This is a genomic window from Lysobacter antibioticus HS124 (assembly GCF_000336385.2).
GTDB lineage: Bacteria > Pseudomonadota > Gammaproteobacteria > Xanthomonadales > Xanthomonadaceae > Lysobacter > Lysobacter firmicutimachus.
Genome location: NZ_HG424615.1, coordinates 1 through 17,670 on the forward strand (window position 1 = coordinate 1; position 17,670 = coordinate 17,670).

At 69.2% G+C, this 17,670-nt stretch carries 16 protein-coding genes; 11 read left to right on the forward strand and 5 right to left on the reverse strand.

Features of this window, described 5'->3' with window-relative positions:
• The 4 genes from minC to TX83_RS21695 form a co-directional block, all read left to right on the forward strand.
• Window positions 1-472 (forward strand): septum site-determining protein MinC (minC, locus tag TX83_RS23060; RefSeq protein ID WP_141233635.1); only part of this gene is annotated, 472 nt, incomplete at its 5' end.
• 25 nt (window positions 473-497) lie between these two features.
• Window positions 498-1,307, forward strand: a complete 810-nt coding sequence (minD, locus tag TX83_RS21685) for a septum site-determining protein MinD (protein ID WP_064750056.1) — start codon at window positions 498-500, stop codon at window positions 1,305-1,307.
• Window positions 1,308-1,311: 4 nt separating this feature from the next.
• Entirely contained in the window at window positions 1,312-1,590 is a 279-nt protein-coding gene (minE, locus tag TX83_RS21690; RefSeq protein WP_064750057.1) for a cell division topological specificity factor MinE, read from the forward strand.
• A gap of 113 nt (window positions 1,591-1,703) precedes the next feature.
• Entirely contained in the window at window positions 1,704-2,177 is a 474-nt protein-coding gene (locus TX83_RS21695) for a hypothetical protein (protein WP_064750058.1), read from the forward strand.
• 265 nt (window positions 2,178-2,442) lie between these two features.
• Here the strand turns inward: TX83_RS21695 and TX83_RS21700 are convergent, their stop codons facing one another.
• Complete coding sequence (locus TX83_RS21700; RefSeq protein ID WP_064750059.1) at window positions 2,443-2,751, reverse strand: hypothetical protein; 309 nt, start codon at window positions 2,749-2,751, stop codon at window positions 2,443-2,445.
• 107 nt (window positions 2,752-2,858) lie between these two features.
• Entirely contained in the window at window positions 2,859-3,128 is a 270-nt protein-coding gene (locus tag TX83_RS23065) for a hypothetical protein (RefSeq protein ID WP_141233636.1), read from the reverse strand.
• A 136-nt stretch (window positions 3,129-3,264) separates the two neighbouring features.
• On the opposite strand from TX83_RS23065, the gene TX83_RS21705 reads away from it, so the two are divergent.
• Complete coding sequence (locus TX83_RS21705; RefSeq protein ID WP_064750060.1) at window positions 3,265-5,274, forward strand: M2 family metallopeptidase; 2,010 nt, start codon at window positions 3,265-3,267, stop codon at window positions 5,272-5,274.
• Between the two features lie 368 nt (window positions 5,275-5,642).
• On the opposite strand, the gene TX83_RS21715 is transcribed toward TX83_RS21705, so the two are convergent.
• Together TX83_RS21715 and TX83_RS21720 are read right to left on the reverse strand one after the other, a co-directional pair.
• Complete coding sequence (locus tag TX83_RS21715; protein WP_141233637.1) at window positions 5,643-6,602, reverse strand: HNH endonuclease; 960 nt, start codon at window positions 6,600-6,602, stop codon at window positions 5,643-5,645.
• Window positions 6,599-8,794 (reverse strand): AAA family ATPase, encoded by a 2,196-nt coding sequence (locus tag TX83_RS21720; RefSeq protein ID WP_064750062.1) that lies wholly within the window; start codon window positions 8,792-8,794, stop codon window positions 6,599-6,601. Before TX83_RS21720 ends, TX83_RS21715 begins: the two co-directional genes overlap by 4 nt.
• A gap of 205 nt (window positions 8,795-8,999) precedes the next feature.
• Here TX83_RS21720 and TX83_RS21725 point away from each other — a divergent pair, with 205 nt between their 5' ends.
• On the forward strand, window positions 9,000-10,478 hold the full coding sequence (locus tag TX83_RS21725; protein ID WP_064750063.1) for an amidohydrolase family protein: 1,479 nt from the start codon (window positions 9,000-9,002) through the stop codon (window positions 10,476-10,478).
• An 86-nt stretch (window positions 10,479-10,564) separates the two neighbouring features.
• Here TX83_RS21725 and TX83_RS21730 read toward each other — a convergent pair whose 3' ends face one another.
• Window positions 10,565-11,347: a helix-turn-helix domain-containing protein gene (locus tag TX83_RS21730; RefSeq protein WP_064750064.1), complete on the reverse strand. Its 783-nt coding sequence runs from the start codon at window positions 11,345-11,347 to the stop codon at window positions 10,565-10,567.
• A 97-nt stretch (window positions 11,348-11,444) separates the two neighbouring features.
• Between TX83_RS21730 and TX83_RS21735 the strand changes: the two genes are divergently transcribed.
• The 5 genes from TX83_RS21735 (at window position 11,445) to TX83_RS21755 (ending at window position 17,634) form a co-directional block, all read left to right on the forward strand.
• On the forward strand, window positions 11,445-12,344 hold the full coding sequence (locus tag TX83_RS21735; protein WP_064750092.1) for a DMT family transporter: 900 nt from the start codon (window positions 11,445-11,447) through the stop codon (window positions 12,342-12,344).
• Window positions 12,345-12,478: 134 nt separating this feature from the next.
• Window positions 12,479-13,120: a peroxiredoxin family protein gene (locus TX83_RS21740; RefSeq protein WP_064750065.1), complete on the forward strand. Its 642-nt coding sequence runs from the start codon at window positions 12,479-12,481 to the stop codon at window positions 13,118-13,120.
• 161 nt (window positions 13,121-13,281) lie between these two features.
• A complete protein-coding gene (locus tag TX83_RS21745) occupies window positions 13,282-13,503 on the forward strand; it encodes a hypothetical protein (protein ID WP_064750066.1) in 222 nt (73 codons plus the stop codon).
• 345 nt (window positions 13,504-13,848) lie between these two features.
• The gene (locus TX83_RS21750) at window positions 13,849-17,172 is read left to right on the forward strand and encodes a winged helix-turn-helix domain-containing protein (RefSeq protein WP_064750067.1); all 3,324 of its coding nucleotides are present in this window, start codon (window positions 13,849-13,851) and stop codon (window positions 17,170-17,172) included.
• A gap of 27 nt (window positions 17,173-17,199) precedes the next feature.
• A complete protein-coding gene (locus TX83_RS21755) occupies window positions 17,200-17,634 on the forward strand; it encodes a hypothetical protein (RefSeq protein WP_064750068.1) in 435 nt (144 codons plus the stop codon).
• Window positions 17,635-17,670: the final 36 nt, after the last annotated feature.

Genomic DNA, 17,670 nt, shown 5'->3' on the forward strand with positions numbered 1-17,670 from the left:
GCGGGCCGCCGAGCCGGCACGGGCCGCCGAGCCCGAGCGGGCGCGGCCGGTCGCCGCGGAGGGGGCCGCGCGCGGCGGCAACGCGGGGCCGGACGGCGCGTCGCGTTCGGGTGGCGGAGCAGCGGCCGGGGTTCAGTCCTCTTCGGTTGGCCTGATCCAGTCCGCCCCGGTACGCTCGGGGCAGCAGGTCTACGCCGACGGCCGCGACCTGACCGTGCTGACCACGGTCGGCGCCGGCGCCGAGGTCATCGCCGACGGCTCGGTCCACATCTACGGCCCGCTGCGCGGACGCGCGCTGGCGGGCGCCCAGGGCAACAACAAGGCGCGCATCTTCTGCCGCGAGTTCCATGCCGAACTCGTCGCGATCGCGGGCCATTACAAGGTGCTTGAAGACATCCCGAAGGAGTTGCGCGGCAAGGCCGTGCAGGTCTGGCTGGAAGACGAGCAAATCAGAATTGCGGCGCTCGATTGACGCCGCACCATTGGAGGAACGTGTTTTGACCGAGATCATCGTAGTCACTTCGGGCAAGGGCGGCGTCGGCAAGACCACGACCAGCGCCAGCCTCTCCTGCGGGCTCGCCCGTCGCGGCCACAAGGTCGCCGTGATCGACTTCGACGTCGGTTTGCGCAACCTCGATCTGATCATGGGCTGCGAGCGCCGGGTCGTGTACGACTTCGTCAACGTCGTCAACGGCGAAGCCAGCCTCAAGCAGGCGCTGATCAAGGACAAACGCTTCGAGAACCTGTTCATCCTGGCCGCCTCGCAGACCCGCGACAAAGACGCGCTGACCAAGGAAGGCGTGCAGAAAGTGCTCGACGACCTGGTCGCCGACGGCTTCGACTACATCATCTGCGACTCGCCGGCCGGCATCGAAAAAGGCGCGTTCCTGGCCATGTACTTCGCCGACCAGGCGGTGGTCGTGGTCAATCCGGAGGTCTCCTCGGTGCGCGACTCCGACCGCATCCTCGGCCTGCTTTCGTCCAAGACCCGCCGCGCCGAGGCCGGCGAGCGGGTCAAGGAACACCTGCTGCTGACCCGCTACAGCCCGAAGCGGGTCGAATCGGGCGAAATGCTCAGCATCGGCGACGTCGAGGAAATCCTCGGCCTGAAGACCATCGGCGTGATCCCCGAATCCGGCGACGTGCTCAACGCCTCCAACAAAGGCGAGCCGGTGATCCTGGAGACCGAGTCCGACGCAGCCCAGGCCTACGACGACGCCGTCGCCCGCCTGCTCGGCGACTCGCGCCCGATGCGCTTCACCCAGGTGGAAAAGAAGGGCTTCTTCAGCAAGATCTTCGGAGGTTGAGCTCATGGGTCTGTTCGACTTCCTGCTGGCCAAGAAGCAGACCGCCGCGGTCGCCAAGGATCGCCTGCGGATCATCGTCGCCCACGAACGCGCCGGTCGCGGCGGCCCGGGCGGTCCCGACTATCTGCCGATGCTGCAGCGCGAACTGCTCGAAGTGATCCGCAAGTACGTCAACGTCGATACCGAATCGGTCAAGGTCGACCTGATCGGCGAAGGCGACAACAAGGTCCTCGACATCTCGGTGGCCTTGCCGGAAAACCCGGGCACGCCGGCCCAGGCCTGAGCCCGCGCCATCCGAGAACGGAGGGGGCGAGCACGCTTGCCCCCTCCGCCCTGGCTCGCCTGCCCGCCCTCTCCCCCGCTACCGCGGCGTCATCGCGCCGCCGCTCTCCGCTCATGCTCACTCTCGCCGATGTGGCCTTCGACGATGTCGCCGCTTTGCTGGCGCGCTACGACCTGCGCCTGGAACGCGTCGCCGACGGCGAAACCATCCCCGGCAGCTACTGGGGCGACAGCGAGGCCGGCCTGATCGGCAGCACCGTGTACGCGCGCGGCGACACGCCCGTGCACTCGCTGCTGCACGAGGCCGGCCATCTGATCGTGCTGCCGCCGGAGCGCCGCGCCGCGGTGCATACCGACGCCACCGATTCGGTCGCCGAAGAGGACGCGGTGTGCGTGCTGCAGACCCTGCTCGGCGACGCCATCCCGGGCGCCGGGCGCGAGCGCATCCTCGCCGACATGGACGCCTGGGGTTACAGCTTCCGGCTCGGCTCGGCGCGCGCCTATGTCGAACAGGACGCGGAAAGCGCCTGGCAATGGCTGGCTGAGCACGGCCTGGTGCGGATGCCGGAGCGCACGTTGATCTTCTGAGCGGGGCCGCCGCGGCGGATCGTCCCGCGCGACCGGCCGGCCGCACGCCGCTGTTTCGCAAGTCGGGCGGAGCGGCGCAGAACCGTCAGGGAGCGGCCGTCGGACGATCCACGCCAGCGGTCACCGACGCCCTCCGTGGCGTCGACGCCATTCGAACTGTGCGTACCCGGCTATCCCCATAACCGGCATCGCTTCTTGCTGCTTCCCTTCCCCTGACTGCGCCCCTCCGGGCGCTACCCCCACCGAGTTCCTGTCGCGGCCGCGCTCAGCGCGCGCCGCGGACCTTTACCGTCGCCGGTTCGGCATCGAGCACCGGCGCCGGCAGCGCGGACGAGGTCCGGCGCACCGGACCGGCATCGGCCGGACCGTTCATCATCACGATGCCCACCACGGCCAGGGCCAGCAAGGCGGTGAACAACACCCGTCCCAGATCGGCGGTACGGCGCGAAGACACCGCGACCGGTTCCTCCCGATGCCATTCCAGGTCCTGGCTGAACAGGCTTTCGCCGCCGTCGTGGCCGCGCACCCATGCGGTCGGGCGTCGCTCGCGCGCTGCCCCGGTCGTCTGATTCATGTCGTTCCCACGTTGAAGCTTGGTCGGCCGCCGGCCTTTCCCCGCCGGTGGCGCAGCTGCCGGGCAGCTGTCGCTGGACGTCACTTTTTCCAATTTCGCGTCATGGGTCAAATCGATTTGTGTGACAGCGTTCGATCCAGGAGCGCGACCGGCGTTTCGAAAGCTGAACAACACTGCGACTTTGCCCACATCGTTGCAACACCGCCCATGAGTTTCCAAAAAATTAACGAAACAGAGCTTACAAATAACCAAAAAATAACCTTTTCGCCGTCACCGCAAATTCGGCGACTCGCCCGAATCAGCCAACCATCATGGTTCGGCGCCTCACGAGTAAACGTTTCCAGTCGCCGATCCATGCCGACTTTGCGCGAAACCATCGGTCGCATCCGGCGCGGCGCAGCACCGACGGGAGCTGTCTCGCACACTCGCGCGACACGGCTTGCGTCCGGCCGAACCGGCCTCTAGCCTTCTGGCTCGCGCGAGCAGCGCGGCACATCCCCGGAGAGAGCACTCATGAAACACGTTCGCGCCTTGCTGGCGCTTGGCATCGCGGCGGCCGTCCTCGGCCTGAGCGCCTGCAAGAAGGAACCCGTCCCCTCCTCCAGCGACGCCAAGCCCGCCGCCCCCGAAGGCGAGACCGCGGACCAGTTCATCGCCCGAGTCAACGACGAGTACAAGAAGATGTACCCGGAGATGACCGCGGCGCAGTGGTTGTCTTCCACCTACATCAACGACGACAGCCAGTTGCTCTCGGCCAAGGCCAACGAGCGTTATCTCAGCCAGCTCAACAGCTGGATCGAGCAATCCAAGAAGTTCGAAGGCCAGCCGATGTCGCCGGCCACCGCGCGCGCCATCCAGTTGCTGAAGATCGGCACCGCGATGCCGGCGCCGAAAGATCCGGCCAAGCTCGCCGAGCTGACCCAGATCGCCACCCGCATGGAAGGCATGTACGGATCGGGCACTTATTGCACCGGCCCGAACGACAGCGAATGCCGCCAGTTGGGCGAACTCGAGGACGTGTTGCGCAGCACCACCCGCGATTACGACGCCCAGCTCGACGCCTGGAAGGGTTGGCACAGCATCTCCAAGCCGATGCGCAAGGACTACACGCGCTTCGTCGAACTGGTCAACGAGGGCGCGCACAACCTGGGCTACGCCGACACCGGCGAACTGTGGCGCTCCGGCTACGACATGAGCCCGACCGAACTGGCCGCCGAAACCGATCGCCTCTGGGGCCAGGTCAAGCCGCTGTACGAGCAACTGCACTGCTACACCCGCACCCGTCTGGAGACCAAGTACGGCGCCGACAAGGGCCAGGTCGCGGGCGGCCTGCTGCCGGCGCATCTGCTCGGCAACATGTGGCAGCAGGACTGGGGCAATCTGTGGGACATCCTCGCCCCTTACAGCGAACAGCAGGCCGGCAACCTCGACATCACCGGCGCGCTGGCGGTTCAGTACCAGAAGCACCTCGACGCCCAGCGCGCCAAGGCCGGCGATGAGCTGAGCCCGAGCGCCGAGGCGCAGGTCGACGTCGACGCCGCCCAGGCCAACGCCAAGCAGATGACCGAGCGCGCGCAAGACTTCTACGTTTCACTCGGCATGCCCAAGCTGCCCGACAGCTACTGGACCAAGACCCAGTTCATCAAGCCGCGCGACCGCGACGTGGTCTGCCACGCCAGCGCCTGGGACATGAACATGTCCGGCGACGTGCGCACCAAGATGTGCATCAAGCCGAACGAGGAAGATTTCACCACCATCTACCACGAGCTCGGCCACGTCTATTACTACCTGGCCTACAACAACCAGCCGCCGCTGTTCCAGACCGGCGCCCACGACGGCTTCCACGAAGCCATCGGCGACACCATCGTCCTGGCGATGACGCCGAAGTACTTGCAGTCGATCGGCCTGGTCGGCGCCCAGCAACAGAGTAACGAAGCCCTGATCAACGCGCAGATGCGCATGGCCCTGGCCAAGGTTTCGTTCCTGCCGTTCGGCCTGATGATCGACCGCTGGCGCTGGGGCGTGTTCGACGGCTCGATCAAGCCGGGCGAGTACAACAAGGCCTGGTGGGACCTGAAGGCCAAGTACCAGGGCGTGGCCCCGGTCGAGGCGCGCGGCGAAGAATTCTTCGACGCCGGCGCCAAGTACCACGTACCGGGCAACACCCCGTACACGCGCTACTTCCTCTCGCACGTGCTGCAGTTCCAGTTCTACAAGTCGCTGTGCGACGCGGCCGGCTACAAGGGCCCGCTGTACGAATGCAGCTTCTACGGCAACAAGGCCGCCGGCGCGAAGTTCCAGGCGATGCTGAGCAAGGGCGCCAGCCAGCCCTGGCAGCAGACCATGAAGGAACTGACCGGCGGCGAAAAGATGGACGCCTCGGCGGTGCTGGAGTACTTCGCCCCGCTGCAGACCTGGCTCAAGCAGCAGAACGAAGGCAAGAGCTGCGGCTGGCAGGCCTCCGCGGCGGGCGCCGCGGCCCCGACCAAGCCGGTGGCGGCCGCCAAGCCGGCCCAGGGCTGAAACGACGCGGCTGCGGCCGCGCGATGCGGACAAAGAGAAACCGGCTTCGGCCGGTTTTTCTTTGGGGCGGGATTGGGATTTGGGATTTGGGATTTGGGATTTGGGATTTGGGATTTGGGATTGGGGATTGGGGATTGGGGATTTGGGATTGGGGATTGGGGATTGGGGATTGGGGATTGGGGATTGGAACGCGCGACGCTCCGCCGCTCAGGGTAGGAGCGACGCAAGTCGCGACATCGAACCCGCATCCGGCCGCGCCGCGACCTGCAACCCCGCGGTCGCGGCTTGCGCCGCTCCTACCCCAAGCGAAGTCGGCCCTTGTAGGAGCGGCGTAAGCCGCGACCAGAGCGCCAAAAAACCGACGCGGTTCAGGCGTCCATCGCGTCTTCGGCGAGCTCCCGTTCGCCCGCCGCCGGCACGCTCGCCTCCGATCGCCGCTGCGCGCGCAAGGCGCGGTACTGCGCGAGCAGATCGCTCAATCGCTGTTTCAGATGCGCCTCGAGCATGGCCGAATACGGCCGGTCGGGCGCGCACATCCCGCTGAGCAAGGCCATGGTCTCGTCGAAACGCCGCAGGCTTTCCTGCAACGCGTCGCCGCTCAGCACGCTCGCGACGGTCAGTGCGAATTCGGCGTTGGCCAGCAGAACGCGCGCCGCGTCCAGATGCCGGGTGCGCGCTTCGACCAGGTCCTGTCGGTTCAAGCCGAGGATATCGATGGTGGCCCGGCCGTAAGGGTCGGGGTCGCGGCCTAGGAAGCGCGGCGTCACCAACGACAGCTTGTCCTGCGGCCAATCCAGATGCGCGGCGGGATCGCGCCGGGTCGGATCGATCAGCAGCGGGTCCTCGGCCTCGCAGTCGCCGCGGGGACCGGTCGCGCGGCGGCCGCGGATCGGAAACAGATTGCCCTTGCCCACCGTCACCGGCTTCGACGCCGCCACGTCGGCGCCCGCCATGCCTGGCTGGGCGATGCGCAGGCCGTTGCGGCGATTGCACAGCGCGCAACTGGGCAGCAGGTTGCGCCAGTCGGCGGCCAACCACCAGTAACCGCGGTGGCCGGCTTCGCCCTCGACCCCGCCCTTGGGCCGGTAGTGCTCGACGTCGGTAGGCGAACTGGCGCTATGGAACGACTCGCAGTACGCGCACTTGCCGCCGAACAAAGCCCGCATCGCCTCGGCCACGTCCGCGCCCTTGTAGGCGGCGAAGGCGAAGCCGGCGGCGTTCTTGTCGCGGTAATGGCCGCGTGCGCGCTTGAGCTCGCGCGGCCCGGCGCCATCGGCTGCGGTCAACGAAGCCGGCGGCGCCACCCGCTCGCGATCCACCCGCCTCACTCGCCCGCCTCCACGCCCAGCTGCCGTTCCAGGCGGCGCACGATCTCGTCCAACGCGTCTTCGCGCATCGCCTCGCGTTCGACCGCCGAACCGCGTCGACGGCCTTCGATGTAGCGCTCGGTGGCTTCGCCGATCAGTTGCTCGGCCGGCGTGTCGCCGCGCGGCAAGGCCTGCAGCGCAGCCGCCAGCCGGTGGCGCTCCTGCGTCTCGGGCGGAAGCGGCTCGGGCAGGCCCAGCAGGTAGGCGTAGCGGTTCAATGCCGCTTCGGTCTCCGGCCGTGCGGTGCTGGCCAGGCCGAAGATGTCCGAGGTCAGCAACTGATCGGTGCGCAGCAGCTCGATGTTGGGCAGGTCCTCGCGCGCGCGGATGCTGTCGTCGCCGTCGCGGTACAGCACGTGCACTTCGCCGTCGCGCATGCCGCGCAAGCACAGCGCATCGTGCGCGCTGACCACGAACTGCACCCGCGGCATGGCTCGGCGCAGCGCCGACATGACTTCGATCTTCCAGCGCGGGTGCAGGTGCACGTCGATCTCGTCGATCAGCACCGTGCCCTGCGCGTATTCCAGGTTGCCCCAGGCCTCGACCATGCGCCGCATGATGTCCACCGCCATCGCGAACAAGGCGCGGTAGCCGTCGCTCATGCGCTCGATCGGCGTGACCCGGCCGTGCGCGCGCACCAGCACGTGGCCGCTGTGGTTGCGGAAAATGTCGTCGTCGCCGTGCAGGGCGAAGATTTCGCGCATGGCCCGGGCGACGGCGTCGAAGGCGGCGCGCGGCGCTTCGGTCAGCCAGTTCGACGGGTCCTCCAGCACCGCGAACGGATCGAACAGGCTGCGGTGGAGGCCGTGGTGCGGGATGCGGCCGTGGGCCCGGAAGAACCGGCGCGCGCCATAGGCCAGCACCATCGTCGGCGGACCGCCCGCATGGGAACGAAACCGCCCCAGCGAATCGATCTCGACCCGCTTGCTCTCGCCGGAGGACAGCAATACCTCGACATACGGCCGTTCGGTCGATACGTCCCAGGATGCACGCTGCCGCGGCAGGAATTCCAACCCCTGGGCGCGGCTGCCGTTGCGCTGTCGGTCGTCCATCAGGGCCAGCGCCAGCGCCTGCAACACGGTGCTTTTGCCCGCGGCGTTCTCGCCCAGCAACATCGCCCCGGGCGCGCCGCCGTCGCGCGCGGCGACGCTGCCCAAGCGCAGTTCGACCTGCTCGATGCCCTTGAAATGGAAGATCCGCACCCGCTCGACATAGGACGGGGCCCAGCGCGGCTCGTGCGCCTGCGCCGCGCGCGGCGACGCCGGCGCTTCGGGGCCGGGCTCGTCCAGCCCCGCTTCCCAGCGATCGTCCAGGTAAGCCTGCGCGGCCCGTTCCCACTCGCGCTCGTGGCCGAGCAGGCGCGGCAGGTCGCGTGCCAGGCGGAAATCGCGTTCCGCGCGCAAGCCGACCCGGCGCGCGAACAGCAGATAGACCGAGAACAGGGCCTGGTCGACCGCTGCGGTATGGGCCCGGCGCCGCAGCGCGTCCAACTCGGACACCGCGAAGCCCTGGTCCAGGCGGTGCGGCTGGGCGACGATCGCTTCCAGCATCCGTTCCACGGCCTCGCGCCGCGCCGCGATCAGGCCCGGGCGATTCAGCGCCAGCACTTCGATCGCGACCGTGCCGCGATCGCTCAGGGCCAGCAGCTCGCCGCGCGGATGGAAGCCCAGATGCGGTTTCGGATCGTCCCGGCAAGGGTCGATCAGCATCGCGCCTTCGCTCGCCACCACCTGCCGCCAAGGCATCATCGGCAGGGCGCGCGGCGTGTCGACCGGAAAGCGGTTGCGCTTGGCCGCGCTGCATTCGCGACAGGCCAGCATCTGATTGCGCCATTCGAACGCGAGCCAGCCGTAATGGTCCGGACTCGCGCCGCCGTCGGCATCGGCCGCGGCGAACACCGGCCGGAACTGTTCGATCGCCGCCTCGGCCGACAGACGCGACTCGCAATACGCGCATTTGCCCTCGAACTGGGCCAGCAAGGCCTCGCGCACGTCCCCGGCCAGGAACAGCCGCGCATAGCGCTCGAACGGCACGCGCTGGCGCTGGCGCTCGTCGGCCGGCCGGCTGTAGAACTCGGTCAGCGCCTGCGCCCATTCCAGCAGCTCGGGCCGTCGCAGCGACGGCGGCGTGGCGATCCGTTTGACTTTCCTCATTCCGCCCCTCCGCTGGGCGCCGGCGGCCGCGCCCGCCGCGGCGTGGACGGCATTATGAAGTGGCCGGGTCTGGCGGAATAAGACGGGGTTGGCGGTCGCGACGGACCGCGGCGACGGGGCTGGGGCAGAATGGGTCCGCCCTGCCCTCGCCGTGCCGTCGTCCACGACCGTTGCGGCGGCGGCCACCGCATTCCGGAGTACGCGCATGTTCCGACCGACCCGATTGCTCGTCGCCACGCTGGCCTGCGCCTTCGCTGCCGGGGCCGGCGCCGCCGAACCCGTCGATCTGCTGATCCGCCATGCCGCGGTGGTCGACGTGGTCGCCGGCAAGATCCGCCGCGACCGCGCCATCGCCGTGCGCGGCGACCGTATCGCGGGCATCGTCGACGATGCCCGCGCCGGCGACTACGCGCCCGAGCGCAGCCTCGACGCGGGCGGCAAGTACGCGATCCCGGCGCTGTGGGACATGCACGTCCACTTCGGCGGCGGCGAAGCGCTGATCGAAGAAAACATGAACCTGCTGCCGCTGTATCTGGCCCACGGCATCGCCGCGGTACGCGACGCCGCCGGCGACCTCAGCCCGAGCGTGTTCGAGTGGCGCGACGCCGTCGCCGCCGGTCGGCTCGAAGGGCCGACCATCTTCACCTCCGGGCCGAAACTGGAAGGCTACGAGTCGATCTGGCCTGGCGACATCGAGGTCGGCAACCCGGCGGAAATCTCCGCCGCACTCGACCGCCTGCAGGGGTGGAAGGTCGATTTCGTCAAGATCACCGACAACACGCTCAGCCCGGAGTTGTTCGTGGACGCGCTGCAACAAGCCCGTGCGCGCGGCCTGAAGGTGTCGGCGCACCTGCCGTTCGTGCTGAACGTCGACGAGGTCAGCGCCGCGGGGCTGAGCTCGATCGAGCACATCGAATACGCCTACAAGGCCGGCTCGACGAAGGAAGCCGAGATCGGGGCGATGGTCCGCCGCGGCGAGATCGACGCCAAGGAAGGCTGGAACCGGGTCCAGGCCAGTTTCGACCGCGATACCGCCCTCGCCGCCTACCGGCGCCTGGCCGCGCGCGGCACCGCAATCACCCCGACCCTCAACGGCAGCTACGTCACCACCTACCTGGACCGCGACGACCACCGCGACGACGCCTATCTGCAATACATCGGCCCGGGGCTGGAGGCGACCTACGCCTGGCGGGTGGAGCGCGCGGCCAAGGACGACGCCGCGGCGATCGAGCGCCGCCACCAGCGCTACCGGCGCAACGCGGCGATCCTGCCGCTGCTGCAGCGCTCCGGCGTGCGCATCCTGGCCGGCACCGACGCCGGCTTCCTCAACTCCTTCAACTACCCCGGCATCGGCCTGCACGACGAAATGCAGCGCTTCGTCGAAAGCGGGCTGAGTCCGTTGCAGGCCCTGCAGGCGGCGACCATCAACGGCGCGCGCTTCCTCGGCCGCGACGACCGCTATGGCTCGCTCGATACCGGCAAGGCTGCCGACATCGTCCTGCTCGACGCCGACCCGCTGCGCGACATCGCCGCCACCCGCCGCATCGACGCCTTCGTGCTGCGCGGCAAGGTCTACGATCGCGCGGCGCTGGACGCGCTGCTCGACGCAGTCAGGCGCAAAGTCGCCGAGCAACGCGCGGCGGCGAAGGCGGCGCAGGCCGCGGCGAAGACGGACGAGCGTTGAAGCCGGAGCCCATGCGAAGAAACGACGAACGAGCGACAGCCGCCGCACTGCGCATTTGTCTTTCCCGCACTCGTTCCTGAAGCCCCCTACCGCCCCGCTCCCTGGCGGAACTTCAGCGGCGTGCTGCCGCTGAGTTCGTTGAACATGGCGATGAACGCCGAGGCGCTGGCATACCCCATGTCGGCCGCCACCTGCTGCACGCTGCGCCCCTGCTCCAGCAGCGGGATCGACTGCTGGAAACGCAGTCGCTGCCGCCATTGGCTGAACGACATGCCCAACTCGTCGCGACAGCGCCGGCTCAGCGTGCGCTCGGTGGTATGCACGCGCTGCGCCCATTGCGCCAGGGTGGTGTTGTCGCCGGGGCGGTGCTGCAGCGCGTCCAGGATCGGCGCCAACAGGCGGTCCTCGCTCTGCGGCACGAAGCGCGCCAGCATCGGAGTGGCCAGCAACTTGTCGATCAGCACCCGCGCCAGGCGCCGGTCGGCCGGAGTATCGGGGATTTCCACCCCGCGCGCGAACAAGTCCTCAACCCCGGCTATGAACAAGGGATGCAGGCGGACGATGCCCGGCGCGGCCGGCAGCAGCGGCGTGTAGCGCTCGGCGATGTTGATCAGCCGGCAATGCACCTCGCGCCGGTTGTGCGAGCTATGGTCCATGCGCGGCGGAATCCACACCGCATAGCCCGGCGGGGCGAAGAACGGCCGGCCTTCGACCAGGAAGGCCATGCTGCCGGACTCGACGAAGGCCAACTGCCCCCAGGGGTGCCGGTGCAACGCGCTTTCGGTGTCCACCGCCAGCGCCTCATAGCGCAGCAGCAGCGGGCCCGGCAGAGTCCGGTAGGGGTAATGGAAACGGTGCTTGCGCGGCATTGTCGGAAGCTCGCTATGCGATGTCTGGTTATCTATATCTGTCGATTACCCGACATTCTAGAATGAGCCGCCCCACGTTGTCGTATGGATGTACCCGATGCGCCTGTTACTGCCGATCCTGGCCACGCTGATCTGGGCCGGTAACACGATCGTCAGCAAGCTCTCCGCCGGCGCGATCGAGCCGGCCGCGATTTCCTTCTACCGCTGGCTGGTCGCGCTGCTGGCGCTGACGCCGTTCATGCTGCCGAAAGTCTGGAAGATGCGCGTCCAGGTCCGCCCCTACTGGCGCAAGCTGGTGGTGCTGGCGGCGCTGGGCATGGTCATGTACCAGTCGCTGGCCTACTTCGCCGCGCACAGCGTCAGCGCCATGTCGATGGGCCTGATCATCGCCGCGATTCCGCCGATGACGATGGTGATCGGCATGATCGTACTGCGCACCCGCCCCTCGCCGGGCATGCTGATCGGCGCGCTGATTTCCTTCGTCGGCCTGAGCTGGCTGCTCAGCGCCGGCCATCCGGCGCAATTGCTGCAGCAGGGCCTGGGCCGCGGCGAACTGATGATGCTGCTGGCCTCGACCTCCTACGCCGCCTACGGCGTGCTGGTGAAGCGCTGGGCCTTGCCGATCGGCAACGGCGAATCGCTGTACTTGCAGATCTTGTGCGGCACGGTGTTGCTCCTGCCCGGCTTCCTGCTGGCGCCGTCGGTGGCGCTGACCGCGCACAACCTGCCGCTGGTGCTGTACGCCGGCCTGCTCGCCTCGACCGTCGCGCCGTGGTTCTGGATGCGCGGCCTGCTGCGCCTGGGTCCGGACAAGACCGCGGTGTTGATGAACCTCACCCCGGTGTTCACCGCCGCCTTCGCGGTGCTGTTCCTCGGCGAGCCCTTGCAGGCCTATCACTGGGTCGGCGGCGTGCTGACCCTGCTCGGGGTCGCAGTCGCGCAGATGCTGAAGCAACGTCCGGCTCCGCCGCTGGAAGCGCGCGAGTGCGCCGGCTGAGCCGGCCGCACTGAGCGGGGCGGACGCAGCGGCGCCGCAGCGCGCGAAAACGCTGCGACCGCAATCGCGCGCACTCCTCGCCATTGTGAGGCGCGTCAAGTTCGCCGCCGGAACCCGCTGCTAGGGTCGGCGGCATGTCGTCGCCACCCGACATTCCCCGACCGGTTTCGCCGACCGGCCAGCGTTGGCTGTGGGCCGCGCTGGCTCTGGCCAGCGTTCTCGTCGTCGCCCTCGGCTGGCAGGTCGGGCGCATGCGCGAGGACCAGCGCTGGCTGGCCGACCGCGTCGTCGCGCCCTACGTCGGCATGTACGTGCCGCGGGTGGCCCTGCACGGCCTCGACGGCCGGGCGATCGAACTCGGTCAGCCGCGCGGCGACAGTCAGGTGCTGTTCTTCTTCACCACCACCTGCCCCTACTGCCGCGCCTCGCTGCCGCAACTGAAACGGGTCGCGCGACAGTTGCCGCAAGCCTCCGCCGGCGGCGCCGAACTGATCGGCGTCGCCCTGGCCTCGCCCGGGCAGGCGCGCGCCTACGCCCGCGAACACGCACTCGACTTCCCGCTGGTCGCTCACGACGACCGCCGCACCGCCGCGCTGTTCCGCGCACGCAACGTGCCGGCGCTGCTGGTGATCGGCCGCGACGGCCGGGTGCGCTATCGCCATGTCGGGGCCCTGAACGACAAACGGACCTTGCGCGAGCTGCTGCTCGCGGTACGGCCCGCGCCGCCGCGCGCGGCGTCCTCCCCGGCCGTCGCCGCTGCGGCGGCGCGGCCATGACTGCGCCGTCGGCGGTTGCGACGGCTGCGCGGACGCAACCGCGTCCGCAGGCGGTGCGGTCGCGGCCGCACCGTTCCGGCCGGACCGGCATGTGCCGGGCTCCGGCGTTCCCTGCCGCCGGCCCCGACGGACCGGCGGCGTACCTCGACAGGAGCTCTGCAATGAAGAAGCGTAACCGTGGCGTCCGCGTCGTCTTCGCGGCCCTGCTGTTCTCCGCTGCGATGGGATTCGGCGCCTTCCAGGTCGTCGCCGGCAACGGCGCCGAGCCGGCGCAATCGGAATCCTGCAGCTCGTTCGCCTGCCGCAGCGAGTGTCCGGAATTCGGCGGCGATCTCGGCCCCGGCGGCCCCGGCCGTCCCCTGGTCTGCTATTGCTGCGGCTGATCCCCCTCGGCCGCCAGCGTCTGCCGGCTTCGGGGCGCCGCCCCGGGCCGGCTTTTTTTATCCCGCCGCGTCACTCGCGCTCGCGCGGCGCTCACGCAAACCGGACCCCATAGCGGCCACCGCCCGCGATTCCGGCGCAGCCGGCAAAGTCCGCTTGCGGACACACACGGGCAGCGACGGTTTTGCTAGTTTTAGCGCTCCACCGATTCCGCCGGCTTAGCGATGGGGCGCTGCGCCGCGGCCTCTCGCCTGCCGCACCGATGTCGGGTCGCGCGGACGACGGGGCGGGCATGCACCGGCATGCGCCCTCCCCTCGTCGACGACCAACCACGAGCGTGCGCTGCGATGCCACAACGCATCGATCGGATCAAAAACCTCGCCGCGGTGTCGCAGTTCCGCATCGGCGCCCTGCTGGTCCAGCCCGACCGCCTGGCCATCGTCCGCGACGGCACGACCACCGCGCTGGAACCGCGCATGATGGAAGTGCTGGTCGCGCTGGCCGAGCGCGCCGGCGAAGTGGTGAGCGCCGAGCAGTTGCTGATCGAGATCTGGCGCGGCACCTTCTACGGCGACAATCCGGTCCACAAGACCATCGCCCAACTGCGGCGCCGGCTCGGCGACAGCAGCCGCGAACCCGAGTACATCGAGACCATCCGCAAGCGCGGCTATCGACTGGTCGCGCCGGTGGCCTTTCCCGACGATTACCGCAGCGGGCTGCCGCGCGCTGCCGCCTGGACCGAGGGCAGCCCTTACGTCGGCCTGCGCTCGTTCGATGAAGCCCATGCCGGCGTGTTCTTCGGCCGTGCCCGCGCCACCGCCGACCTGCTCTCGACCCTGCGCGAACAGGTGCAGAACCAGCGCCGTTTCGTCCTGGTCTCCGGCGCCAGCGGCTGCGGCAAGACCTCGCTGCTGCGCGCCGGGGTGATGCCGCTGCTGCAACAGGCCGGCGGCTTCGACGGCCTGCACGCACTGTCGACGGTGTACTTCGATCTGGGCATCTGCCGCGGCGGCGACGTGCTCGCGCGCTTGGCCCAGGCCTTGTGCGGCTGGAGCATCGGCGGCCGCCCGGTGTTCCTGGCCTTGGAGGCGCCAACGCTGGCGCTGCAGTTGCGCGATGCGCCGGACGCGGTGCAGGCGCGCATCGCCGACGCCTTCGTGCGCCTGAGCGGGCAACGCGCCGCCGATGCGCACCTGCTGCTGGTGATCGACCACGCCGAAGCGGCGGTGGCCGAGCCGGCGATCCTCGATCGCGATCGCGAGGAACTCGGCGCCGCGCTGCGCAACCTGTGCGGCTGCGCCGGCGTGGCCGCGATCGCGATCACCCGCAGCGACTTCTATCCGCGCCTGATCGAAGAGGTGCCCGGCGTCGCCGAGCTCAAGGCCGGCGACGGCCATATCGACCTGCTGACCCCGCGCCTGGGCGAAATCGGCCAGATCATCCGCGCTCCGGCCGCATTGGCCGGCCTGAGTTTCGAAGAGGACCCCGACAGCTCGGTGCGCCTGGACGACCTGCTGCGCGACGCCGCCGCCCAGCACCCCGATTCGCTGCCGCTGCTGCAGCACACCCTGCAGGCGCTGTACGAACGCCAGGCCCCGGGCGGCGTGTTGAGCCTGGCCGCCTACCGCGAGATCGGCGGGCTGGAAGGCGCCCTCGCCCACCGCGCCGAACAGGTCTACAGCGAACTGCCCAGCGATGCCCAGGCCAGCCTGGAACAGGTGCTGGCGGCGCTGATCGTGATCCGCCCGGACAGCGATGCGGTCACCGCGCGCCGGGTATCGTGGTCGTCGCTGGCAGCGCCGGCGGCACGCGAATTGGCCGAGGCCTTCATCCGCGCGCGCCTGTTCGTCGGCGAACTCAGCGGCGGCGAGCCCGGCTTCGGCGTCGCCCACGAGGCCCTGCTGCGGCAATGGCCGCGCGCGCGCGAATGGGCGCACGACAACCGCCAGTTGCTGCAGGCGCGCGAACGCTTGCAGCGCGCGACCCGGCGCTGGGTCGACGGCGGACGCCGTGCCGATCACCTGCTCAACCCGGGCCGCCCCTTGGCCGAAGCGCAGGAAGCCGCACGCCGGCTGCCGGCCGAACTCGGCCCCGGCGAACGCGAGTTCCTGCGCGCCTGCGAACGCCAGCAACAGCGCAAACGCTGGCTGCGCACCGCCGCTCTCGGCGGCCTCGGCGCCCTGGCCTTGACCGCGACCGGGTTGGGCCTGCAGGCCTGGCAGGCGCGGCGCGAAGCCGAACGCCATCGCGACCAGGCCCAGCAATTGGTCGGCTTCATGCTCGGCGACCTGGCCGAGCAACTGCGGCCGCTCGGCAATCTCAAGCTGCTCGACAGCGTCGGCAGCCAGGCCCTGCGCTATCTGGAGCGCATGCCGGACGCGCGGATGCAGCCGCGCGAACTGCTCAGCCACGTGCGCGCCCTGCGCACGGTGGGCGAAGTGCTGATGAACCAGGGGCGTTTCGACGAGGCCCACCAGGCCTTCGAGCGCGCCGCGGCCGCCTTGCGCCAGGCTCGCCGAGCGACCCCGGACTCGTCGGAGATGCTGGCCGAATCGGGCACGGTCGCCTACTGGCAGGGCTATTACGACTTCCGGCAAAAGCGCCTCGACGCTGCGCAAGCCCACTGGCGCGAGTATCTGCGCGCCAGCGAGACGCTGGTCGCGCGCGCGCCGGCCGACCCGCGCTGGCAGTTGGAGTTGTCCTACGCGCTCAACAATCTCGGCACCCTCGCCCACACCCGCCAGCGCAGCGCCGAAGCCGCCGACCTGTTCGCGCGCTCGGTGGCGATCAAGCAGCGGTTGCTGGCGGACAAGCCCGACGACAAGCCGCTGCGCTTCGATCTGGTCGACAGCCTGTCCTGGCTCAGCAGTTCGCAGGAGGCGCGCGGACAACTGGACGACGCCGCGCAAGGCTATTTACTGCAGAACCGGATGCTGCGCGAACTGGTCGCCAGCGAACCCGATGCCGACGCCTGGCGGCGCAAACTGGCGACATCGCTGCTGCGCACCTCGATCCTGTCCATCGACCGCGGCCATACCGAGCAGGCCGCGGCCGAAGTCGGCGAAACCCTGAGCCTGTTGCGCGCGCTGGTCCGCCAGCAACCCGACAACAGTACCTGGCGCCGCGATCTCGCCCACGCCTATGCGCATGCGGGCCGGATCGAGACCTTGCGCGGCGCGCGCCAACGCGCGGTCGCGCTGCTGCGCGAGGGGCGCGACAGTCTGGCGCCGCTGCTGACCGAGCAAGAGCCCTTGCCGGAGTGGCGTCGGGTCGGCGCGCTGCTGAACCTGCGCCTGGCCGAGGTCGACCCGCAGACAGCGACTCAGCCGGAACTGGTGGATCGCGCCGTCGCCGAACTCGCCGCGCTGCAGGCGCAGGCGCCGGGCGACGCCAAAAGCCTGGCCGCCTTGGCCTGGGCCCTGGCCTGGCGCGGCGAACGGCTCGCCGCGCGCGGCCAGACCGAACTCGCCCGCAACGACTGGACCCGGGTGCGCGATCTGGTCGCCGGACGCGTCGCCGATTCCAGCGACCGTTCCCTGCTGGATGCCTGGAGCCGCGCGCAAATCCATCTCGGCGCGCGCGACGCGGCGACGCGCCAGCTCGAATGGCTGCACAGCAGCGGCTATCGCCACCCCGACTTCATCGCCTTCTACGACGCATCCCCCCACTAGTTCATCCACCCGCTAGGAAGCTCCACCATGCCCAAGGCCCAAGCCGCCTCCAAGACCCCCATCGTCATCGAATTCACCGTCGCCTACGTCGTGTTCGGCGGCAACGCCGGCCGCGGCGAATACTTCTACAGCTTCTCGCCGGACGTGGTCATGGCTTACAAGGGCCAAAGCCCGGTGCAGATGGTCTACCAACTCGACGAAGGCGTCTCCAAGCATTTCGTGATCGAGAGCCTGCTCACTTCGGACGCCAAGAACCAGATCTACGACATCAAGATCGCCTCCGACGGCCGCAGCGTCAGCATGATGAACCGCAACGACACCCCCACCCTGATCTTCTTCTCCGTGCTGGTGCGCGACGGCAAGCGCGGCGTGCTGGTGGCCTGCGATCCGCAAGTCGGCAACGACCCGGAGATCACTCCGCAGGCGGGCCAGGTCAGGAAGGCCGGCAATAAAGCCAACTAGTCGCCGTACGCGGCGTTCCGGGCACGGAAATGCCCG

What these genes read in the sequence shown, in the direction of transcription:
- TX83_RS23065 (WP_141233636.1), bottom strand. Translation starts at nt 3,128, where the DNA reads ATGGTTTCGCGCAAAGTCGGCATGGATCGGCGACTGGAAACGTTTACT.
- TX83_RS21725 (WP_064750063.1), top strand. Translation starts at nt 9,000, where the DNA reads ATGTTCCGACCGACCCGATTGCTCGTCGCCACGCTGGCCTGCGCCTTC.
- TX83_RS21730 (WP_064750064.1), bottom strand. Translation starts at nt 11,347, where the DNA reads ATGCCGCGCAAGCACCGTTTCCATTACCCCTACCGGACTCTGCCGGGC.
- TX83_RS21750 (WP_064750067.1), top strand. Translation starts at nt 13,849, where the DNA reads ATGCCACAACGCATCGATCGGATCAAAAACCTCGCCGCGGTGTCGCAG.
- minE (WP_064750057.1), top strand. Translation starts at nt 1,312, where the DNA reads ATGGGTCTGTTCGACTTCCTGCTGGCCAAGAAGCAGACCGCCGCGGTC.
- TX83_RS21755 (WP_064750068.1), top strand. Translation starts at nt 17,200, where the DNA reads ATGCCCAAGGCCCAAGCCGCCTCCAAGACCCCCATCGTCATCGAATTC.
- TX83_RS21735 (WP_064750092.1), top strand. Translation starts at nt 11,445, where the DNA reads ATGCGCCTGTTACTGCCGATCCTGGCCACGCTGATCTGGGCCGGTAAC.
- TX83_RS21695 (WP_064750058.1), top strand. Translation starts at nt 1,704, where the DNA reads ATGCTCACTCTCGCCGATGTGGCCTTCGACGATGTCGCCGCTTTGCTG.
- TX83_RS21740 (WP_064750065.1), top strand. Translation starts at nt 12,479, where the DNA reads ATGTCGTCGCCACCCGACATTCCCCGACCGGTTTCGCCGACCGGCCAG.
- TX83_RS21700 (WP_064750059.1), bottom strand. Translation starts at nt 2,751, where the DNA reads ATGAATCAGACGACCGGGGCAGCGCGCGAGCGACGCCCGACCGCATGG.
- TX83_RS21720 (WP_064750062.1), bottom strand. Translation starts at nt 8,794, where the DNA reads ATGAGGAAAGTCAAACGGATCGCCACGCCGCCGTCGCTGCGACGGCCC.
- TX83_RS21705 (WP_064750060.1), top strand. Translation starts at nt 3,265, where the DNA reads ATGAAACACGTTCGCGCCTTGCTGGCGCTTGGCATCGCGGCGGCCGTC.
- TX83_RS21745 (WP_064750066.1), top strand. Translation starts at nt 13,282, where the DNA reads ATGAAGAAGCGTAACCGTGGCGTCCGCGTCGTCTTCGCGGCCCTGCTG.